We start from the raw sequence: 16,064 nt of genomic DNA, 5'->3' as shown, positions 1-16,064 counted from the left end.
CCCGCACGGGAGCGAGTTACCGAGCGGTCGCCTGTGCACGTACAGTGGAACGTCCCGTTTTGTGCACACCTCACCGCCTCATCCGCCCCGGAGCAGCCATGCCCCACCCGTCCGCCACACCGGACGACGGCTCCGACGCCCTGTTCGGTCTCGACGCCCTCGGCACCGGTGACTCCGCCGCGCCCCCGGCCGGGTCGGCCGCCACAGGCCCGTTCTTCCGGGACTCCCCCGCCGCCCGCCGCCTGCTGCCCGTACGCGAGATCCACGCGGAACCCGCGGCCGCCGCATCCCCCCGTGGCCGGCAGGTCATCGCGCGTTTCCCGGACGCCCGGGTCGTCGAGGTGGACTCGCACTGGCGCATCCCCGGGCTGCACGGCAACGAGGGCAACGTCGAGCGATGGGTGCGCGTCAAGGGCGAGACGCTCGTCCTGGGCGAGAAGAAGACCCTCACCACCCGCCCCAACGGCAGGTCGGCCGACTGGATCGCGCCGGGCCCCGCCAACGGCTGCGCGATGGCCTGCGCCTACTGCTACGTACCGCGCCGCAAGGGATACGCCAACCCGATCACCGTCTTCACCAACATCGAGCGGATCATCGCCCACCTGGGCCGCCACATCGGCAAGCTGGGCCCCAAGGCCGAGCCGAACCAGTGCGACCCCGAGGCGTGGGTCTACGACATCGGCGAGAACGGCGACTGCTCGGTGGACGCCCTGATCTGCGACAACACCGCGGATCTCGTGCACGCCTTCCGGCAGTGGCCCACCGCGAAGGCGTCCTTCGCCACGAAGTTCGTCAACCCCGACCTGCTCTCCCTCGACCCCCGGGGCCGGACCCGGATCCGTTTCTCCCTCATGCCCGCGGACGACTCCCGGCTGCTGGACGTCCGCACCTCGCCCGTGGCCGACCGCATCGCCGCGGCCGCCGACTTCCTGGACGCCGGTTACGAGGTGCACTTCAACCTCTCCCCCGTGGTGGTGCGCCCCGGGTGGCAGGCGGACTGGGCCGAGCTGCTCCGGCACCTGGACGACGTCCTGCCGGACCGCGTCAAGCGGCAGGCGGCCACCGAGGTGATCATGCTGACGCACAACCGGGAGCTCCACGAGGTCAACCTGGGCTGGCACCCCCGCGCCGAGGAGGTCCTGTGGCAGCCCGGCCTCCAGCAGGCCAAGCGCTCCCAGAACGGCGCCCTCAACGTCCGCTACCGCAACCAGGTCAAGGCCGAGGCGGTCGCCGCCCTCCGCGACCTGATCGCCGCCCACGCCCCCTGGCTGCGCGTGCGGTACGCCTTCTGACCGGCCTGTCCGCCGGGCGCAGGACGCCGGACGCAGAGTCTCTCGGTGCACACCGGCTCCCCGACCGGGTCGTGCGACCGCCGATGGTGCCCGTCCGACCCCTGGTGGCGCGTCCTGAGCAGGGGCAGGCGGTATACAGCCTCCCGCCGTCGGTCACCGGACCGCCGACATCGCCCGGCCGACGCGTTCGTCGGCAGCGGCAGCGGCAGCGGCAGCGGCAGCGGCAGCTCAGGAACGCGTGGGCGACTCCGGGAACTCCGGGAACTCGGGGGCTTGGGGAACTCGGGGAACAAGCCCCCGGGCAGCCCTACCCCTCGGTAGCGATCATTCGGCGAGCGAGACATCCGCCGTGGACTGCTCGAAGGTGAGCGTCTCGGCGGCCTCCCAGGCGAACCCGTCCGGGTCGGTGAAGGAGCCGGCGGTGCCGCCGAGGACGACGCGGTGGGAACCGGTGCCGTCGGCGGGAACACCGAGGTCCTTCGCCAGACCCGGACGCTTGTACAGCGCCAGCTTGAGGGGACCGGTCCCGCCGGACGCGAACTCGGCGTACTTGCCGCCGAAGCTCTTGCCCACGGTCAGGCCCCGGCCGACGTAGAACCGCTTGCTGGCCTTCACGTCCTCGACGCCGAGCAGGAGGACGAGCTCGTCGATCTCACGGGTGGCCGGGCCGGTGTCCTTCTTCTCCGAGGTCGCGACCTTCCAGATCGTCCCGTCCGGCGCCTGGACGACGCCGCCGTAGCCCCACAGCGACTTCGCGGCGGGCTTGAGCACCGTGGCGCCGGCGTCCACGGCGGCACCGAGGAAGCTGTCGACGGTGGCCGGCCGGGACACCGTGAGCGCCAGGGTGAAGCCGCGGAACCCGGTGGAGTGCGCCTCGGACGCCCGCAGGCGGAGGTGCGCGTCCACTCCGAAGGCCGCGTAGAAGCGACGGGCGGCCTCGATATCGGCCACCTCGAGGGTGACGGAGACGAGGGACATGGTGGATGCGGTGGTTTCCATGGCCATCACGCTAGGCGCGGCGGGACGGCCCCGGCTTCTCGATTCCTGACCGTCTGGTCACCTGCCTCGCCCACACGTCGGCACGCCCGCCCGTGGGCTGACGGCCGCGCACCGGCAGTGACAGGTGGGAGGGCGGCAGACCGACAGGGGCGGCAGGGCGGCAGGGCGGCAGCCAGGTCATCGCCTCCGTCACGCGGTTCCAGGGCACTGAAACCAGCGTGAAACCGCGTTGAATGCGCCCTGCCGCAACCTCTGCGGCATGACGACAACGACATCGCCCTCACTTGCCATCGCGGCCAGGGGACTGCGCAAGGCCTACGCGGACAAGACGGTCCTCGACGGCATCGACCTGGCGGTGCCGTCCGGAACGGTGTTCGCGCTGCTCGGTCCGAACGGCGCCGGCAAGACCACCGTGGTCAAGATCCTGTCCACGCTGATCACCGCCGACGCCGGAGACCTGCACGTCGGCGGTCACGACCTGGCCACCGACGCGCACACGGTGCGGGCCACGATCGGCGTCACCGGGCAGTTCTCCGCCGTCGACGGCCTGATCACCGGCGAGGAGAACATGCTCCTCATGGCGGACCTGCACCACCTCACCCGCGCCCAGGGCCGCCGCACCACCGCCGAACTCCTGGAACGCTTCGACCTGGTCGAAGCCGCGAAGAAACCCGTCTCCACCTACTCCGGCGGCATGAAGCGCCGCCTCGACATCGCCATGACCCTCGTCGGCGACCCCGGAATCATCTTCCTCGACGAACCGACCACCGGCCTCGACCCCCGCAGCCGCCACACCATGTGGCAGATCATCCGCGCACTGGTCTGCGACGGCGTCACCGTCTTCCTCACCACCCAGTACCTGGAGGAGGCCGACGAACTCGCCGACCGCATCGCCGTACTCCACAACGGCAGCATCGCCGCCGAAGGCAGCTCCGACGAACTGAAGCGCCTCATCCCCGGCGGACACGTCCGGCTCCGCTTCACCGACCCGCTCGCCTACCGCTCCGCCGCCTCAACACTGCGCGAGGCCCACCGCGACGACGAGGCACTGGCCCTCCAGATCCCCTCCGGCGGCAGCCAGCGCGAACTGCGCTCCATCCTCGACTGGCTGGACACGGCCGGCGTCGAGGCCGACGAACTGACCGTGCACACCCCCGACCTCGACGACGTGTTCTTCGCCCTCACCAGCCCCGCCGACCACCCCCACCAGCCCGCCAAGGAGACCCTCCGATGAGCGCCCCCCTGACCGCCGCCGGCCCCACCCGGATCTCCCTCGCCGTCCGCGACTCGACCACCATGCTGCGCCGCAACCTGCTGCACGCCCGCCGCTACCCCTCCATGACCCTGAACCTGCTGCTCACACCGATCATGCTGCTGCTGCTCTTCGTCTACGTCTTCGGCGGCGTGATGAGCGCGGGCATCGGCGGCGGCGGCGCCGACCGCTCCGACTACATCGCCTACCTCGTCCCCGGCCTCCTGATGATGACCATCGGCTCCACCGTCATCGGTGCCGCCATCTCCGTCTCCATGGACATGACCGAAGGCCTCATCGCCCGCTTCCGCACCATGGCCGTCTACCGCGGCTCCGTACTCGTCGGACACGTCGTCGGCAGCGTGCTCCAGGTCCTCGCCAGCCTGGTCCTCGTCGGTGCCATCGCCGTGGCCATCGGCTTCAGGTCCACCGACGCCACCGCCCTGGAGTGGCTGGCCGCGCTCGGACTGATCGCGCTGTTCACCCTGGCGCTCACCTGGATCGCGGTCGGGATGGGCATGGCCAGCCCGAACCCCGAAGCCGCCAGCAACATGGCCACGCCGCTGATCCTCCTCCCCCTCATCTCGAGCGCCTTCGTCCCCATCGACGCGATCCCGGGCTGGTTCCAGCCCATCGCCGAGTACCAGCCCTTCACCCCCGCCATCGAAACCCTGCGCGGCCTGCTCCTCGGCACCGAGATCGGCCACAACGGATGGCTCACCGTCGCCTGGTCCCTCGGCCTCACCGCACTCGGCTACCGCTGGTCCACAACCCTGTTCAACCGCGACCCGAAGTAACCGCCATGACAGCGCGGGCCGCCTCCCGCAGCTCGTCCCGCCCCAGGGCGGCGTACTCCGACACCGCGTCGGCGTACGCCGCCCTGTCGGCGTCCTCGGCCGCCTTCCGTGCGCGGTCCGCGGACATCGTCGGCTGGAAGTCGCGCAGTACCCGCAACCGCTCGGCCAGCGCGAGCATCCGTACGGCACCGGCGTCGCCGGACACGAGCCCCGCCATGCCGAGCGCGTGCAGCACCGTCCCGAGCACCGGGAACTCCATGGGCGAGCCGGACTGACCGGAGAGCAGGGTCCGCAGCCCCTGCCGCAGCCGTTCGACCGGCCCCGCGACCAGCTCGAGACGGCCGGCGTGCGCGTGCGCCGTCACGGCCACCGCCAGGATCTGCAGCACCCACCGGTCGGAGAAGGGGTCGCCGCCGTGTGCCGGGTCGGCTGCGGGCAGCGGCTGCACGGCTTTGCGCCACAAGCCGAGCCCGACCTCCGTCAGTCCACGGGCGAGCGCGATCTCGGCGCGCCCGAGGAGGTCCATGCCGTAGTCGTCCTGCTGCGTGCTGTGGGCGACCTTCGCCTGCCGCAGCCAGTCCTCGGCCTCGTCGGGGTCGCCGCGCTGTAGGCAGGCGAGGACCAGGCCCCAGCGGATGCCGATGAGGTCGTGCTCGTCACCGAGCCGCGGCAGCGCCTGGAGCGCCGCCCTGAGGTGTCCGTACGCTTCCTCGCCCCGCTCCATCTGCAGGCACAGCTCGCTCAGCCGGGCGTGGCCCATGAACTGCAGGAACGGGTTGTCGGCCGGCGCCAGTGCGGCGATGACCCGCCGAGCCGAGGCGAGCGCGCGGTCGATGTCCTGCTCCGCCTCCCAGACGTAGGTGGCGACGCACTCCGCGATGCCGGCGAGCAGCGGCTGCTCGCTCTCGCAGAGCTCGCGCAGCACTTCGAAGTCGGGCGGCAGCATTTCGGGGACCGCGTTCAGCACCACCGCGATGGCCCGCAGCAGCGTGTCCGGCGGGGCCGAGGGCAGCCTCCTGAGGGTGACGAGTTGGCGTACGGCGTGCGGGCCGTAGCCCATGAACAGGCTCGTCGTGCACAACACCGCGGCGGCGCGGGCGACTTCGACGTGCTCGGGCTCGGGGCGGTAGTGCGACAGCGGCGGGCCGGTGTCCGCGGCGAGGGCGGTGAGGCGGGGGTAGTGGGAACCGAGGGCCCACAGAGCGGCGAGGACGGCGGTGAGGGCGGCGGTGGTGGGGCCGTCCGTACGGGCCAGGGCGTGCCGCAGGGCCAGCACGAGGTTGTCCTGCTCGGCCCTGATCCGCTCCAGGTCGGTCAGCGCCGCCGAGCGGAAGAGCCAGTCGTGGTACGTGACGCCGAAGTCCCGCGCCCAGGCGAGGAACCGGCCGACGGCCTCCTCGTCCTCGCCCGCCTCCGCGCGTCGGGCCGCGCTGAACTCCCGTACGGTCTCCAGCATCCTGAACCGCACACCGGCCGGGGTCTCGGCGACGGTGAGCAGCGACTGGTCGGCCAACTGCTCCAGCAGGAACAGCGCGTCCTCGCCCAGCACCCGCTCCGCCGCCTCGCCCGCGAAGCCGCCGGGAAAGACGGACAGCATGCGCAACGCCGCTCTGGCCTCGTCGTCGAGGAGGTTCCAGCTCCACTCCACGACGGCGTGCAGCGTACGGTGGCGCTCCGGTGCGTCCCGCGCCCCGCCGCGCAGCAGCGCGAACCGGTCGCCGAGACGGCGGGCGATCTCCGGCACCGCCAGGACGCGGACCCGCGCCGCCGCCAGCTCCACGGCGAGCGGCAGCCCGTCGAGGTGGCGGCACAGCTCGGCCACCGCGTCCGGCGGCAGCTCCACTCCGGGCCGGGCGGCCCGGGCCCGCTGCGTGAACAGCTCGACCGAGGTGGCGAGACCGAGCTCCGGCAGCGCGTACACGGCCTCCGATGTGAGGCCCAGCGGGGCCCGGCTGGTGGCGAGCACCCGCAGGTCCTTCGAGGAGGAGACCAGGGCCCGTACGAGGTCGGCGGCGCCTCTGATGACCTGCTCGCAGTTGTCGAGGACCAGCAGAGCGGTCCCGGCGCCGAGCACGCCGAGGATGCCGGACACCGGGTCGGCCGGGGCGTGGCCGCCCATGCCCGGCCGCCCCTCGCCCGCACCGAGCGCGGAGGCCACCTCCGCGGTCACGTCCGCGTCCGCGGTGACGCCGGCGAGCGGCACGACATACACCACGCGCTGCTCGGCCCGGCGGCTGACGGCGTGCGCGAGCCGGGTCTTGCCGAGGCCGCCGGGGCCGACGACGGTGACGGCGCGGGAGGTGCGCAGCAGCCGCTGCACCGCCGCGAGGTCCTCGTCCCGGCCGAGGAGCGGGTTCGGCTCGTGGGGCACGCCGTGCCGGACCACCGGCGCCTCGCCGCGCAGCAGCTCCCGCTGTACGGCCTTGAGCCCGGCACCCGGATCCGTGCCCAGCTCGTCGCGCAGCTGACGACGGTACGTCTCGTACCGGGCCAGCGCGGCGGACGGGCCCGCCGTCGCCGCCTCGCCGCGCAGCAGCTCGGCGAGCACCTCCTCGTCGCGCGGGAACCGTGCGGCGGCCACGGCCAGCGGCCCGGCGGCCTCCGTGTGCCGCCCCAGCCGGGCCAGCGCGAGCGCCTGCGCGCGGACGAGCCTGCCGCGGACGGGGGCACGTTCGGCGCGCAGCGCGGTCACGGGGTCGTCGGTGTCGCCGGTCGGTTCGGGGGTGCCTTCCCACAGCGCGAGCCCGGCCTCGGCGGCAGCCAGCGATCCCGCGTGGTCCCCCGCCCTGGCCAGGTCCCCGCTCGCGGTGGCGTGCAGCAGCAGGGCGGAGGTGTCGACCTGGTTCTCGGCGAGGGTCAGCCGGTATCCGGTCGGCGTACTGGCGATGACGTCGGCGCCCAGCTGCGCGCGCGCCCTGGACACGAGGACCTGCACCGCCTTCGCCGGCCGCTCCGGCAACTCGTCCGGCCACAGCCCCGCCACCAGCCGCTCGGTGCTGCAGCCCGTGCGCAGGTCGCCCGCGAGCAGCGCGACGAGACCGCGGAGCCGGGGCGCGGTGACCTCCTGTCCGCGGTAGGCGACACGGGGCAGGAGGGTCAGGTCGGTGGTGTTGGAACTCGTGGTCGGGCCGGTGGTGGTCGGGTCGGTGGTCACCTGTGCAGATTAGCCAAGGCACCGGCGGTGGGGAGCCGGCCTCCGGCCGAACTCCCGCCGCGTGGACGGCTTTCGCCCGACGGGCCGCCCGCGATGCGCTCAGCCCACGACCAGCCCCGCCACGGGCGGGTTCACGGGCTGTCACCGGACCAGTCCCAGCGGGCCGGATCGCCCGGACGCGGGTCGTACAGCGCCCGTCCGCCCGCGCCGAACTGCCCGAGCTCCGTCCGGAGGGAGACCCCGGTGTCGCTCTCGCCCGGCGTCCAGCCGGTGATGTCGAGCAGCAGGCCGTCCAGTGGTCCGCCGACCAGTTCGGCGTAGGTGCGTCCCGGCTGTGGGCCTTGCCCCGGGTCGTCGTGGTCGGCGCCGTAGACCCGGCCGCGCAACAGTTCCTCATCCCTGTCCATGAGTCCCAGGTTCTCAGCCGCCACTGACAACGAGGGTGCGCCCGGACCCGGGCTGGACCGACCGCGCTGCCCGGTGAGGGGGAATCAGAAACCGGCCGACGGTGGAAGTCACCCTTTCATCTGATCCTACGAATTCCGGCGGGACGGGTTACCGCCTTCTCCCTCACCTGATAGGAAACTTTCCTAACGAATCAGGTACGGACCAGCCTCCAACCCCCCACCCCCGCTTGGAGTTTCCTGTGGACCCTGAGACAACGGCCCCTGCCCACCCCTCCCGCCGCACGGCGCTGGCCCTGTTCGGCACACTGGCCTCCGTCGCCCTGCTCGGCTCGCCGCCCGCCGCGGCGGCGCCTGCGGCCGTGACGAACCTGGACGACCCGGCGAAGAAGGAGATCGCCATGAAGCTGGTGTCGAGTGCGGAGAACTCCACACTCGACTGGAAGGCCCAGTACAAGTACATCGAGGACATCGGTGACGGCCGCGGCTACACCGCCGGCATCATCGGCTTCTGCTCCGGCACGGGCGACATGCTCGACCTGGTGGAGCTCTACGCCGACCGCAGGCCCGGCAACGTCCTCGCCAAGTACCTGCCGGCCCTGCGCCGGGTCGACGGCTCCGACTCGCACGACGGCCTCGACCCGAACTTCCCGAGGGACTGGCGCAAGGCCGCGCAGGACACGGTCTTCCAGGGCGCGCAGAACGACGAACGCGACCGCGTCTACTTCAACCCCGCCGTCAAGCGGGGCAAGGCGGACGGCCTGCGCACGCTCGGCCAGTTCGCCTACTACGACGCCATCGTCATGCACGGCGACGGGAACGACTCGGCCAGCTTCGGCAGCATCCGCCAGCGGGCCCTGCGCACGGCGAAGCCGCCGGCCCAGGGCGGCGACGAGACGACGTACCTCAACGCCTTCCTCGACGCACGCGTGTGGGCGATGAAGCAGGAGGAGGCGCACAGTGACACCAGCCGGGTCGACACCGCGCAGCGCGTCTTCCTGCGCCAGGGCAATCTCGACCTGAACCCGCCGCTGGACTGGAAGGTGTACGGGGACAGCTTCCACATCGGCTGACCCTCGTGGTGCGCCCACCCGCAGGGGCCGGCGCACCCGGCCGGTGGGGCCGCCCGGTGACACGTCGCCGGGCGGCCCGCGTCCGCGGCCACCCGCGCGCGGAGGCGGCGCGACCGACCGGCTTTCCGGACCACCGGCCAAGGCGGTTGTTATTCAACCGAGCGGTTGACGAGTCGGATTCACGGACGTAGGATATTTAACCAATCGGTTGAATAGAGGTGTCAGGTGACCGACGACCGACTGTCGCTGGTGTTCTCCGCACTGGCCGACCCGACTCGGCGCGACATCGTGGCCCGGCTCGCCGCCGGGGACGCCACGGTCAACGAACTGGCCGAACCGTACGAGGTCACGGTGCAGGCCGTGTCCAAGCACATCAAGGTCCTGGAGGACGCCGGCCTGGTCAGCCGCAGCAGGGACGCCCAGCGGCGGCCCTGCCACCTGGAAGCAGAGGTCTTCGACCTGATGACGAAGTGGATCGAGCGCTATCGGCGCGAGGCGGAGGACCGCTTCCGCCGGCTCGATGCCCTCCTTGAACAGCTGGACGAGCGGCCGACGACGGAACCTCCCGCGAAAGAGGCGGCATCATGAGCACCACCCACACACATCACCCCAACGAGACACGGATCGTGGCGGAGCCGGATCTGCCCGTCATCGTGATCACCCGGGAGTTCGACGCTCCGCCGGAGCGTGTGTTCCGGGCGTACACCGACCCCGATCTGGTCGTCCAGTGGCTCGGCCCGCGTCGGCTCGAGATGCGGATCGACCGGTACGACGCACGCAGCGGTGGCTCCTACCGCTATGTGCACCGTGCCGACGACGGCACCGAGTACGGCTTCCACGGTGTCTTCCACGAGGTGCGCCCCAACGAGCGCATCGTGCAGACCTTCACCTACGACGGCTTCCCGGACGGCGTCAGCCTGGAGACGGCCGTCTTCGAGGACCTCGGCGGTCGCACCCGGGTCACCGGCAAGTCCCTCATGGACTCCATCGAAGCCCGCGACGCGATGCTCAGGAGCGGCATGGACGTCGGCGTCCGCGAGGGCTACGAGCGGCTGGACGAGCTGCTCGGCCGCCGGCGGGACGACAGCGCCGACCGGCACACCGAGACGGGATCCCGACCATGACGACGACAGCGGCCGACGAACACCGCACCGTGGCCGGCGGCTTCACCGACCGCGTACACGGCACGGCCCCGGAGGCATGGGACAACCCGGCGCCGTGCGAGGGCTGGGTCGCCCGGGACGTCGTCCGGCACCTGGTCGAGTGGTTCCCCGCCTTCCTCAAAGCCGGCGCCGGAGTCGAACTGCCGACTGGGCCCTCGGTGGACGACGACCCGGTGGCCGCCTGGGTGACCCACCGCGATGGAGTGCAGGCCCTCCTCGACGATCCGGGCACCGCGCACAAGCTCCTGTCGAACCCGCACATCGGAGACATCCCCCTGGACCAGGCGGTCGACCGGTTCTACACCGCCGACGTGTTCATGCACACCTGGGACCTGGCCCGCGCCACCGGCCAGGACGAACACCTCGATCCCGCCCGTTGCGCCCGGTTGCTCGACGGGATGCTGCCCCTCGACGACGTGCTCCGCGCGAGTGGGCAGTACGGACCCCGGGTCGAGGTGCCGGAGGCGGCCGACGTCCAGACTCGCCTGCTCGCCTTCATCGGCCGCGCACCCTGACGTCACGCGGGCCGTCACCGGCATTCCCGTGAGAGCGTGCCGGCGCGGTTCGCGGCAGGTCCGGTGCAGCTCCCGAAGTGCCGGGCGAGTCCTGCCACTTCGGCGCCGCCGGGTCCCCTCAGCGTTGCCGGGGGAACTTCCAGCCGTTCCGCCGCAGTCGCACCAGGATGATCACTCCGAACACCGCCCAGACTCCCAGGAAGGCCCACTTGAACCACGGGGGGCCTTGCCAGCGCTCCGCGAGCTGAACCACTGCCGTGTATGAGGTCATTCCTCGCAGGTGCCCGTCGGGCAGGTCCGGACACCCGGTCAAGAGCGACCCGGAACCGGTCCTGCTGGAGGTGCCGGGGTTCCCATGTCGGCGCAGGTGCCGGCTCCGGGCCTGAGGGCTGCGTACCCGGAGACGGACCGGCGATACAGCCCGTTGTGTGTACAGGCGGTGAGAGTCACGCGGACATGGGTGGGGGGCGCACCAAAAACCGGTGCGCCCCCCACTCGCGTACGGCGATTGCCTACACGCCTACCAGCGGTACCAGCGGCCTCGCTTCCCACCTGTTCCGGTGGAGCGAGCGAGGAAACCGACCAGCCAGATCACCAGGACGATCACGGCGATCCACCACAGTGCCTTCAGGGCGAACCCGGCACCGAAGAGGAGCAGAACGAGCAGCAGAACGAGCAACAGGGGAACCATAGTTATCTACCTCCGTCCCGCCGTGTGCCCCGCCATGATCCCCACACACGCTGGAACTTATCTGTTTCTTATCTGCTGCTCGGGGCATCAGGCGCGCCGCCCGCAACCGCCCCTTGCGCACAGGCAATCAGTGCCGCGGCACGAGACACCGGTCCCCGAATGAAGCGTGTGGAGTGCCTGGCCGCACAGGTCGCGGGTACTCGGTGCGTGTACGCAAGGGTGTGGACGGCAGCAGTGACGGGAGTGAATTCGGTGGCGGTCAAGGCGATGGGTTGGGCGCATTCGTTCCCCGTGTCAGGTGGCGTACGCGCCGGACGGCAGTGGACGCGCAAGCAGTTGGAGTCCCTGCCATGGGCCGCCGAGGAGCCCCAGACGGTGGATTCCGTGGTCCTGGCCGTGTCCGAGTTGCTCACCAACGCTCACGTCCACGCGCACAGCGACGCGCATCTGGTCCTCACCTGGGACGGCGACTGCCTTCATGTGAGCGTCCACGACGAGGACCCGACACTGCCGCGCCAACGTGAGCCGCAGGCGGGCGAGGTGTCCGGTCGCGGAGTGGGGATCGTACGGATGCTCGCTGACGACTTGGAGATGAAGTGCCAGCGGCACGGCAAGACAGTGTCGGCGTGCTTCCGTCCGGAGGCCACCGACCGGTCGAAGGACGACTGAGCTCGCCTTCGACGCTCGGGTGACCGACTGGACGCGCCTTCAAGGCTGCCCGCCCGCCGGTACCGCCGTCGTCCTCGCCTCCGCCCCCGCCCCCGAACAGCCGTGACCGCGGCTCGCCGCGGCTGACGGGACTCCCGCACCGGACGGGCCGCCTCACGCCTTCGCGGGTGGACTCGTTACGGTCACCGAACCGACGGCCGAAGTGAGTGGTGCCCCAACGGTCGTTGTGACGACGGCGGCCTGGAGGAGGGTGAGGCCGCGCGGACCGTTCTCGCCACGACGCGCCAGGGTGGCCCCGCGCTCCGGGCTGTCGAGGCCGGTCACGAGCCGCAGCAGCCACCCTCCGGCGCCTTCTCGGCTCCGGTGCCGACGGGCGCGCCGACGCCGATCCGCACGAGCACGGACGCGGGCGTGGGCGTGGGCGAACAACAGCCGCCGGCGTCGGCCTGCTCGTCGGCGGCCGGGTCGTCGAACAGTCCGGCCCCGCCGCACACCCCGGTCTCCGGCAGGGTGAGTTCGACTCGGTCGGCGGATTCGAGGTCGCCGGCGATCGCCGCGGTGACGGAGCGGACCTGCTCATAGCCGGTCATGGCCAGGAAGGTGGGAGCGCGGCCGTAGGACTTCATGCCGACCAGGTAGACGCCGGGTTCGGGGTGGGACAACTCGCGGTGGCCGTGCGGGTAGACGGTGCCGCAGGAGTGCTGGTTGGGGTCGATGAGAGGCGCCAGCCCGGTGGGCGCCTGGAGCCGTTCGTCGAGACCGAGGCGGAGCTCGGAGAGGAAGGAGAGGTCCGGGCGGAGACCGGTCAGCACGACGACTTCGTCCACCGGGTCGAGGCGACGGCCGTCCTCACTCGTCAGGACCAGTCGGCCCTCGCCGTCGCGCTCGACGGCCTCGGTGCGGAAGCCGGTGACCGCGTCCGCGTACCCGTTGTCGACGGCGGCCTTCGCCGCGAGCCCGAGAGCGCCGCGGGCGGGCAGTTGGTCGGCTTCACCGCCGCCGAACGTGGAACCGGACAGGCCCCTGCGCAGGATCCACACCGCGCGGGTGCCCGGCTCGTCCTCGGCGAGGTCGGCGAGGGTGGCCAGCGCGGTGAAGGCCGAGGCTCCGGAGCCGATGACGGCGGTGCGCCTGCCCGCGTGACGGGCGCGGACGGCCGGATCCGTCAGGTCGGGGACGCGGTAGCTGACGCGGTCGGCGGCGGCCTTCTCCCCGAGGGCGGGCAGGCCGTCGGCACCGGCCGGGCTGGGGGTGGTCCAGGTGCCGGAGGCGTCGATGACGGCCCGGGCGAAGACGCGCTCTTCGCCGTCGGTGGTGGTGAAGTGGACGACGAAGGGCTGGTTCGCGCGGTCGGCGTCGACGACGCGGTCGCGCCCGGCGCGGGAGACGCCGGTGACGATGGCGTCCACGCGGACGCGGTCGCCGAGGACGTCGGCGAGGGGCTGAAGGTATCGCTCGGCCCATTCCCCGCCGGAGGGATACGTCGCCGGGTCCGGCCTGGTCCAGCCGGTGGGGGCGAGCAGCTTCTCGGCGGCCGGGTCGGTCAGCTCGGCCCAGGTGGAGAACAGGCGTACGTGGCCCCACTCGCGCACCGCGGCGGCGGCCGCGGGTCCGGCCTCCAGGACCAGTGGTGCGAGGCCGCGCTCGACGAGGTGCGCGGCGGCCGCGAGGCCCGCCGGGCCGGCGCCGATGACGACGACCGGCAGGTCCGAAGTGGTGGTGGTCATGGCGGTCCTCCGGTTTCGCGCGATCCGGCGGCACCGGCGGCGGCGCCGGACCCCTGCTTCGATCGCTATCGATATACCGACCTTGCCATGCGGCATCGACGAGTGTCAACATAGACACATGTCGAAGTCAGAGGTTGTCGAACTGCCGGTCCTGGACCCCGGGACCGCGGTGCCGTGCTGCCCACCGATCACCGCCGGGGAACTGTCACAGGCCGACGCGGAGAAGATGGCGGTGATGTTCAAGGCGCTCTCCGACCCGGTGCGGCTGCGCCTGTTCTCCAAGGTCGCCTCGCACGCCGGCGGTGAGGCGTGCGTGTGCGACATCTCCGACGTCGGCGTCTCCCAGCCGACCGTGTCCCACCACCTGAAGAAGCTGCGCGAAGCCGGACTGCTCACCTCCGAGCGGCGCGGGACCTGGGTCTACTACCAGGTGGCGCCCACTGTGGTGGCCGCGATGTCCGCCCTGCTCGACCTGCGTTCCTGACCAGCGGCACACGCCCGTCGCGGCGGGTCAGGCGCGGCGTGCCCGGTACTCCGGCGGTGCGCTCAGCCGCCGACCGTCCGGGCGCGCCGGTCGGCCCGCCGGGACCCCTTGCCGCGGCGCAGGTGGTGGCCGGTGGCGCGTCCCGCCCGCCCACCACCGCGCCCACCGGACGCGTTACGGAGCCGTCGTCAGGGCTCCGGCGTGGAACTGCTTGCGCCAGGCCAGGGCGACGTGGACCAGGCCGATCAGGACCGGCACCTCGATGAGCGGGCCCACCACGCCGGACAGTGCCTGCCCGGAGGTGACGCCGAAGGTGGCGATGGCGACCGCGATGGCCAGCTCGAAGTTGTTGCCCGCCGCGGTGAAGGCGAGGGTCGCGGTGCGGTCGTAGGCGAGGCCGAGGCCCTTGCCGAGGAGGAAGGTGCCGAAGAACATGATCGCGAAGTACACGAGCAGAGGCAGCGCGATCCGTGCGACGTCCAGCGGCTGCGAGGTGATCGTCTCCCCCTGGAGGGCGAAGAGGATGACGATCGTGAAGAGCAACCCGTACAGCGCCCAGGGGCCGATCCTCGGCAGGAACCTGGTCTCGTAGCCCTCGCGGCCCATCTTCCGCTCGCCGACGCGGCGGGTGAGGAACCCGGCCAGCAGCGGGACGCCGAGGAAGAGGACGACGTTCAGCCCGATCTCCCACATGGAGATGTCGAGGTGCTCGCCGTCGCCCAGGCCGAGCCAGCCGGGCAGCAGGTCGAGATACAGCCAACCCAGCAGACCGAACGCGATCACCTGGAAGACCGAGTTCAGCGCGACCAGGACGGCGGCCGCTTCGCGGTCGCCGCACGCGAGGTCGTTCCAGATGATGACCATCGCGATGCAGCGGGCGAGACCGACGACGATCAGGCCGGTGCGGTACTCGGGCAGGTCCGGCAGGAAGATCCACGCCAGCGCGAACATGACCGCCGGGCCGACGATCCAGTTGATGACCAGCGAGGAGACCATCAGCTTCTTGTCGCCCGTGACGGAGTCCAGCTTGTCGTAGCGGACCTTCGCCAGCACCGGGTACATCATCACCAGCAGGCCGAGCGCGATCGGCAGGGAGATCCCGCCGACCTCGATCTTCGCCAGCGCGTCGTCCATCCTCACAACGATCCGCCCCAGACCGAGGCCGACGGCCATGGCGAGCAGGATCCACACCGCGAGGTAGCGGTCGAGGGTGGAGAGCTTCTTGACGACGGAGTCGTCACCGGCGCCCGCAGGGGTCGTGGTGGTGGGCTCGGTGGAGGTCACGGGCAGGCCCTCTTGTTCTCGGCGGCGGTACGGGCGGCGGCGGCCAGTGCGACGAACCGCTCGGACAGGCCGGCCAGAACCTCGGGGCGCAGCTTGTAGTAGGTGTAGCGGCCGCACGGCTCGGTATCCACCAGCCCCGCCTCGCGCAGCACCTTCATGTGGTTGGACAGGTTGGTCTGCTTGGCTCCGGTCTCCTCGACCAGGTGTGTCGTGCAGAGCGTCTCGCGCGCCAGCAGGGTCACGATCTTCAGGCGGAGCGGATCGCCCAGCACCCGGATCACATCAGCGTCGACTGAAGTCAGCATGCGCTGATACTGTCACACCGGTACGGCGCTGATACCAGCGCGGGTACGCACGCACGTGGCGCCGATCCCGCCGGAGTTCTCCCGGAACCCCTGACCGAGGAGATCGTGCGGTGCAGCCCGGAGTGCCGTTGACGCCGGTGACGACCGACGGGGTGGCGGATCGCACCCTCACAGGGCCGCCGACATCGTCACCGGCCCTGGGCTGCGGCGTCACCCGTCCAAGCACGCCCCGCCGCACCGAACTGCCGCCCCTGT

At 71.6% G+C, this 16,064-nt stretch carries 16 protein-coding genes; 9 read left to right on the top strand and 7 right to left on the bottom strand.

Going from position 1 to position 16,064, the window contains the following annotated elements; all coding sequences use genetic code 11:
• Nucleotides 1–98: 98 nt before the first annotated feature.
• Complete coding sequence (locus tag QQS16_RS38235) at nucleotides 99–1,292, top strand: spore photoproduct lyase family protein (protein WP_286067179.1); 1,194 nt, start codon at nucleotides 99–101, stop codon at nucleotides 1,290–1,292.
• Between the two features lie 324 nt (nucleotides 1,293–1,616).
• Here QQS16_RS38235 and QQS16_RS38230 read toward each other — a convergent pair whose 3' ends face one another.
• Nucleotides 1,617–2,297: a glyoxalase gene (locus QQS16_RS38230; RefSeq protein WP_502963960.1), complete on the bottom strand. Its 681-nt coding sequence runs from the start codon at nucleotides 2,295–2,297 to the stop codon at nucleotides 1,617–1,619.
• Nucleotides 2,298–2,550: 253 nt separating this feature from the next.
• Here QQS16_RS38230 and QQS16_RS38225 point away from each other — a divergent pair, with 253 nt between their 5' ends.
• Nucleotides 2,551–3,525 (top strand): ATP-binding cassette domain-containing protein, encoded by a 975-nt coding sequence (locus QQS16_RS38225; RefSeq protein WP_286067176.1) that lies wholly within the window; start codon nucleotides 2,551–2,553, stop codon nucleotides 3,523–3,525.
• On the top strand, nucleotides 3,522–4,340 hold the full coding sequence (locus QQS16_RS38220; RefSeq protein WP_286067175.1) for an ABC transporter permease: 819 nt from the start codon (nucleotides 3,522–3,524) through the stop codon (nucleotides 4,338–4,340). Before QQS16_RS38225 ends, QQS16_RS38220 begins: the two co-directional genes overlap by 4 nt.
• Here the strand turns inward: QQS16_RS38220 and QQS16_RS38215 are convergent.
• On the bottom strand, nucleotides 4,321–7,494 hold the full coding sequence (locus tag QQS16_RS38215; protein ID WP_286067174.1) for an ATP-binding protein: 3,174 nt from the start codon (nucleotides 7,492–7,494) through the stop codon (nucleotides 4,321–4,323). The genes QQS16_RS38220 and QQS16_RS38215 overlap by 20 nt on opposite strands.
• A 131-nt stretch (nucleotides 7,495–7,625) precedes the next feature.
• The gene (locus QQS16_RS38210; protein WP_286067173.1) at nucleotides 7,626–7,901 is read right to left on the bottom strand and encodes a hypothetical protein; all 276 of its coding nucleotides are present in this window, start codon (nucleotides 7,899–7,901) and stop codon (nucleotides 7,626–7,628) included.
• 239 nt (nucleotides 7,902–8,140) lie between these two features.
• On the opposite strand from QQS16_RS38210, the gene QQS16_RS38205 reads away from it, so the two are divergent.
• From QQS16_RS38205 to QQS16_RS38190, 4 genes are all read left to right on the top strand, one after another.
• Complete coding sequence (locus QQS16_RS38205; protein ID WP_286067172.1) at nucleotides 8,141–8,971, top strand: chitosanase; 831 nt, start codon at nucleotides 8,141–8,143, stop codon at nucleotides 8,969–8,971.
• A 225-nt stretch (nucleotides 8,972–9,196) separates the two neighbouring features.
• Nucleotides 9,197–9,559, top strand: a complete 363-nt coding sequence (locus QQS16_RS38200) for an ArsR/SmtB family transcription factor (protein WP_286067171.1) — start codon at nucleotides 9,197–9,199, stop codon at nucleotides 9,557–9,559.
• Nucleotides 9,556–10,095, top strand: a complete 540-nt coding sequence (locus QQS16_RS38195) for an SRPBCC family protein (RefSeq protein ID WP_286067170.1) — start codon at nucleotides 9,556–9,558, stop codon at nucleotides 10,093–10,095. Before QQS16_RS38200 ends, QQS16_RS38195 begins: the two co-directional genes overlap by 4 nt.
• Nucleotides 10,092–10,649 (top strand): TIGR03086 family metal-binding protein, encoded by a 558-nt coding sequence (locus QQS16_RS38190; RefSeq protein ID WP_286067169.1) that lies wholly within the window; start codon nucleotides 10,092–10,094, stop codon nucleotides 10,647–10,649. Before QQS16_RS38195 ends, QQS16_RS38190 begins: the two co-directional genes overlap by 4 nt.
• 520 nt (nucleotides 10,650–11,169) lie before the next feature.
• Here the strand turns inward: QQS16_RS38190 and QQS16_RS38185 are convergent.
• Nucleotides 11,170–11,340: a hydrophobic protein gene (locus tag QQS16_RS38185; protein ID WP_286067168.1), complete on the bottom strand. Its 171-nt coding sequence runs from the start codon at nucleotides 11,338–11,340 to the stop codon at nucleotides 11,170–11,172.
• Between the two features lie 252 nt (nucleotides 11,341–11,592).
• Between QQS16_RS38185 and QQS16_RS38180 the strand changes: the two genes are divergently transcribed.
• Nucleotides 11,593–12,009, top strand: a complete 417-nt coding sequence (locus QQS16_RS38180) for an ATP-binding protein (protein ID WP_286068116.1) — start codon at nucleotides 11,593–11,595, stop codon at nucleotides 12,007–12,009.
• Nucleotides 12,010–12,329: 320 nt separating this feature from the next.
• Here the strand turns inward: QQS16_RS38180 and QQS16_RS38175 are convergent, their stop codons facing one another.
• The gene (locus QQS16_RS38175) at nucleotides 12,330–13,736 is read right to left on the bottom strand and encodes an NAD(P)-binding domain-containing protein (protein WP_286067167.1); all 1,407 of its coding nucleotides are present in this window, start codon (nucleotides 13,734–13,736) and stop codon (nucleotides 12,330–12,332) included.
• A 118-nt stretch (nucleotides 13,737–13,854) separates the two neighbouring features.
• Between QQS16_RS38175 and QQS16_RS38170 the strand changes: the two genes are divergently transcribed.
• A complete protein-coding gene (locus tag QQS16_RS38170) occupies nucleotides 13,855–14,220 on the top strand; it encodes an ArsR/SmtB family transcription factor (protein ID WP_286067166.1) in 366 nt (121 codons plus the stop codon).
• Between the two features lie 174 nt (nucleotides 14,221–14,394).
• On the opposite strand, the gene arsB is transcribed toward QQS16_RS38170, so the two are convergent.
• Nucleotides 14,395–15,504 carry an ACR3 family arsenite efflux transporter gene (arsB, locus tag QQS16_RS38165; protein WP_286067165.1) on the bottom strand — a complete coding sequence of 370 codons (1,110 nt, stop codon included), beginning with the start codon at nucleotides 15,502–15,504 and terminating at the stop codon, nucleotides 14,395–14,397.
• Nucleotides 15,501–15,809, bottom strand: coding sequence for an ArsR/SmtB family transcription factor (locus QQS16_RS38160; protein WP_286067164.1), 309 nt, complete (start codon nucleotides 15,807–15,809; stop codon nucleotides 15,501–15,503). Before QQS16_RS38160 ends, arsB begins: the two co-directional genes overlap by 4 nt.
• Nucleotides 15,810–16,064: the final 255 nt, after the last annotated feature.

Source organism: Streptomyces sp. ALI-76-A (genome assembly GCF_030287445.1).
Classification (GTDB): Bacteria; Actinomycetota; Actinomycetes; order Streptomycetales; family Streptomycetaceae; genus Streptomyces.
Note: the sequence above shows the minus strand (reverse complement) of the source record. Positions and strands in the feature narration are given on the sequence as shown.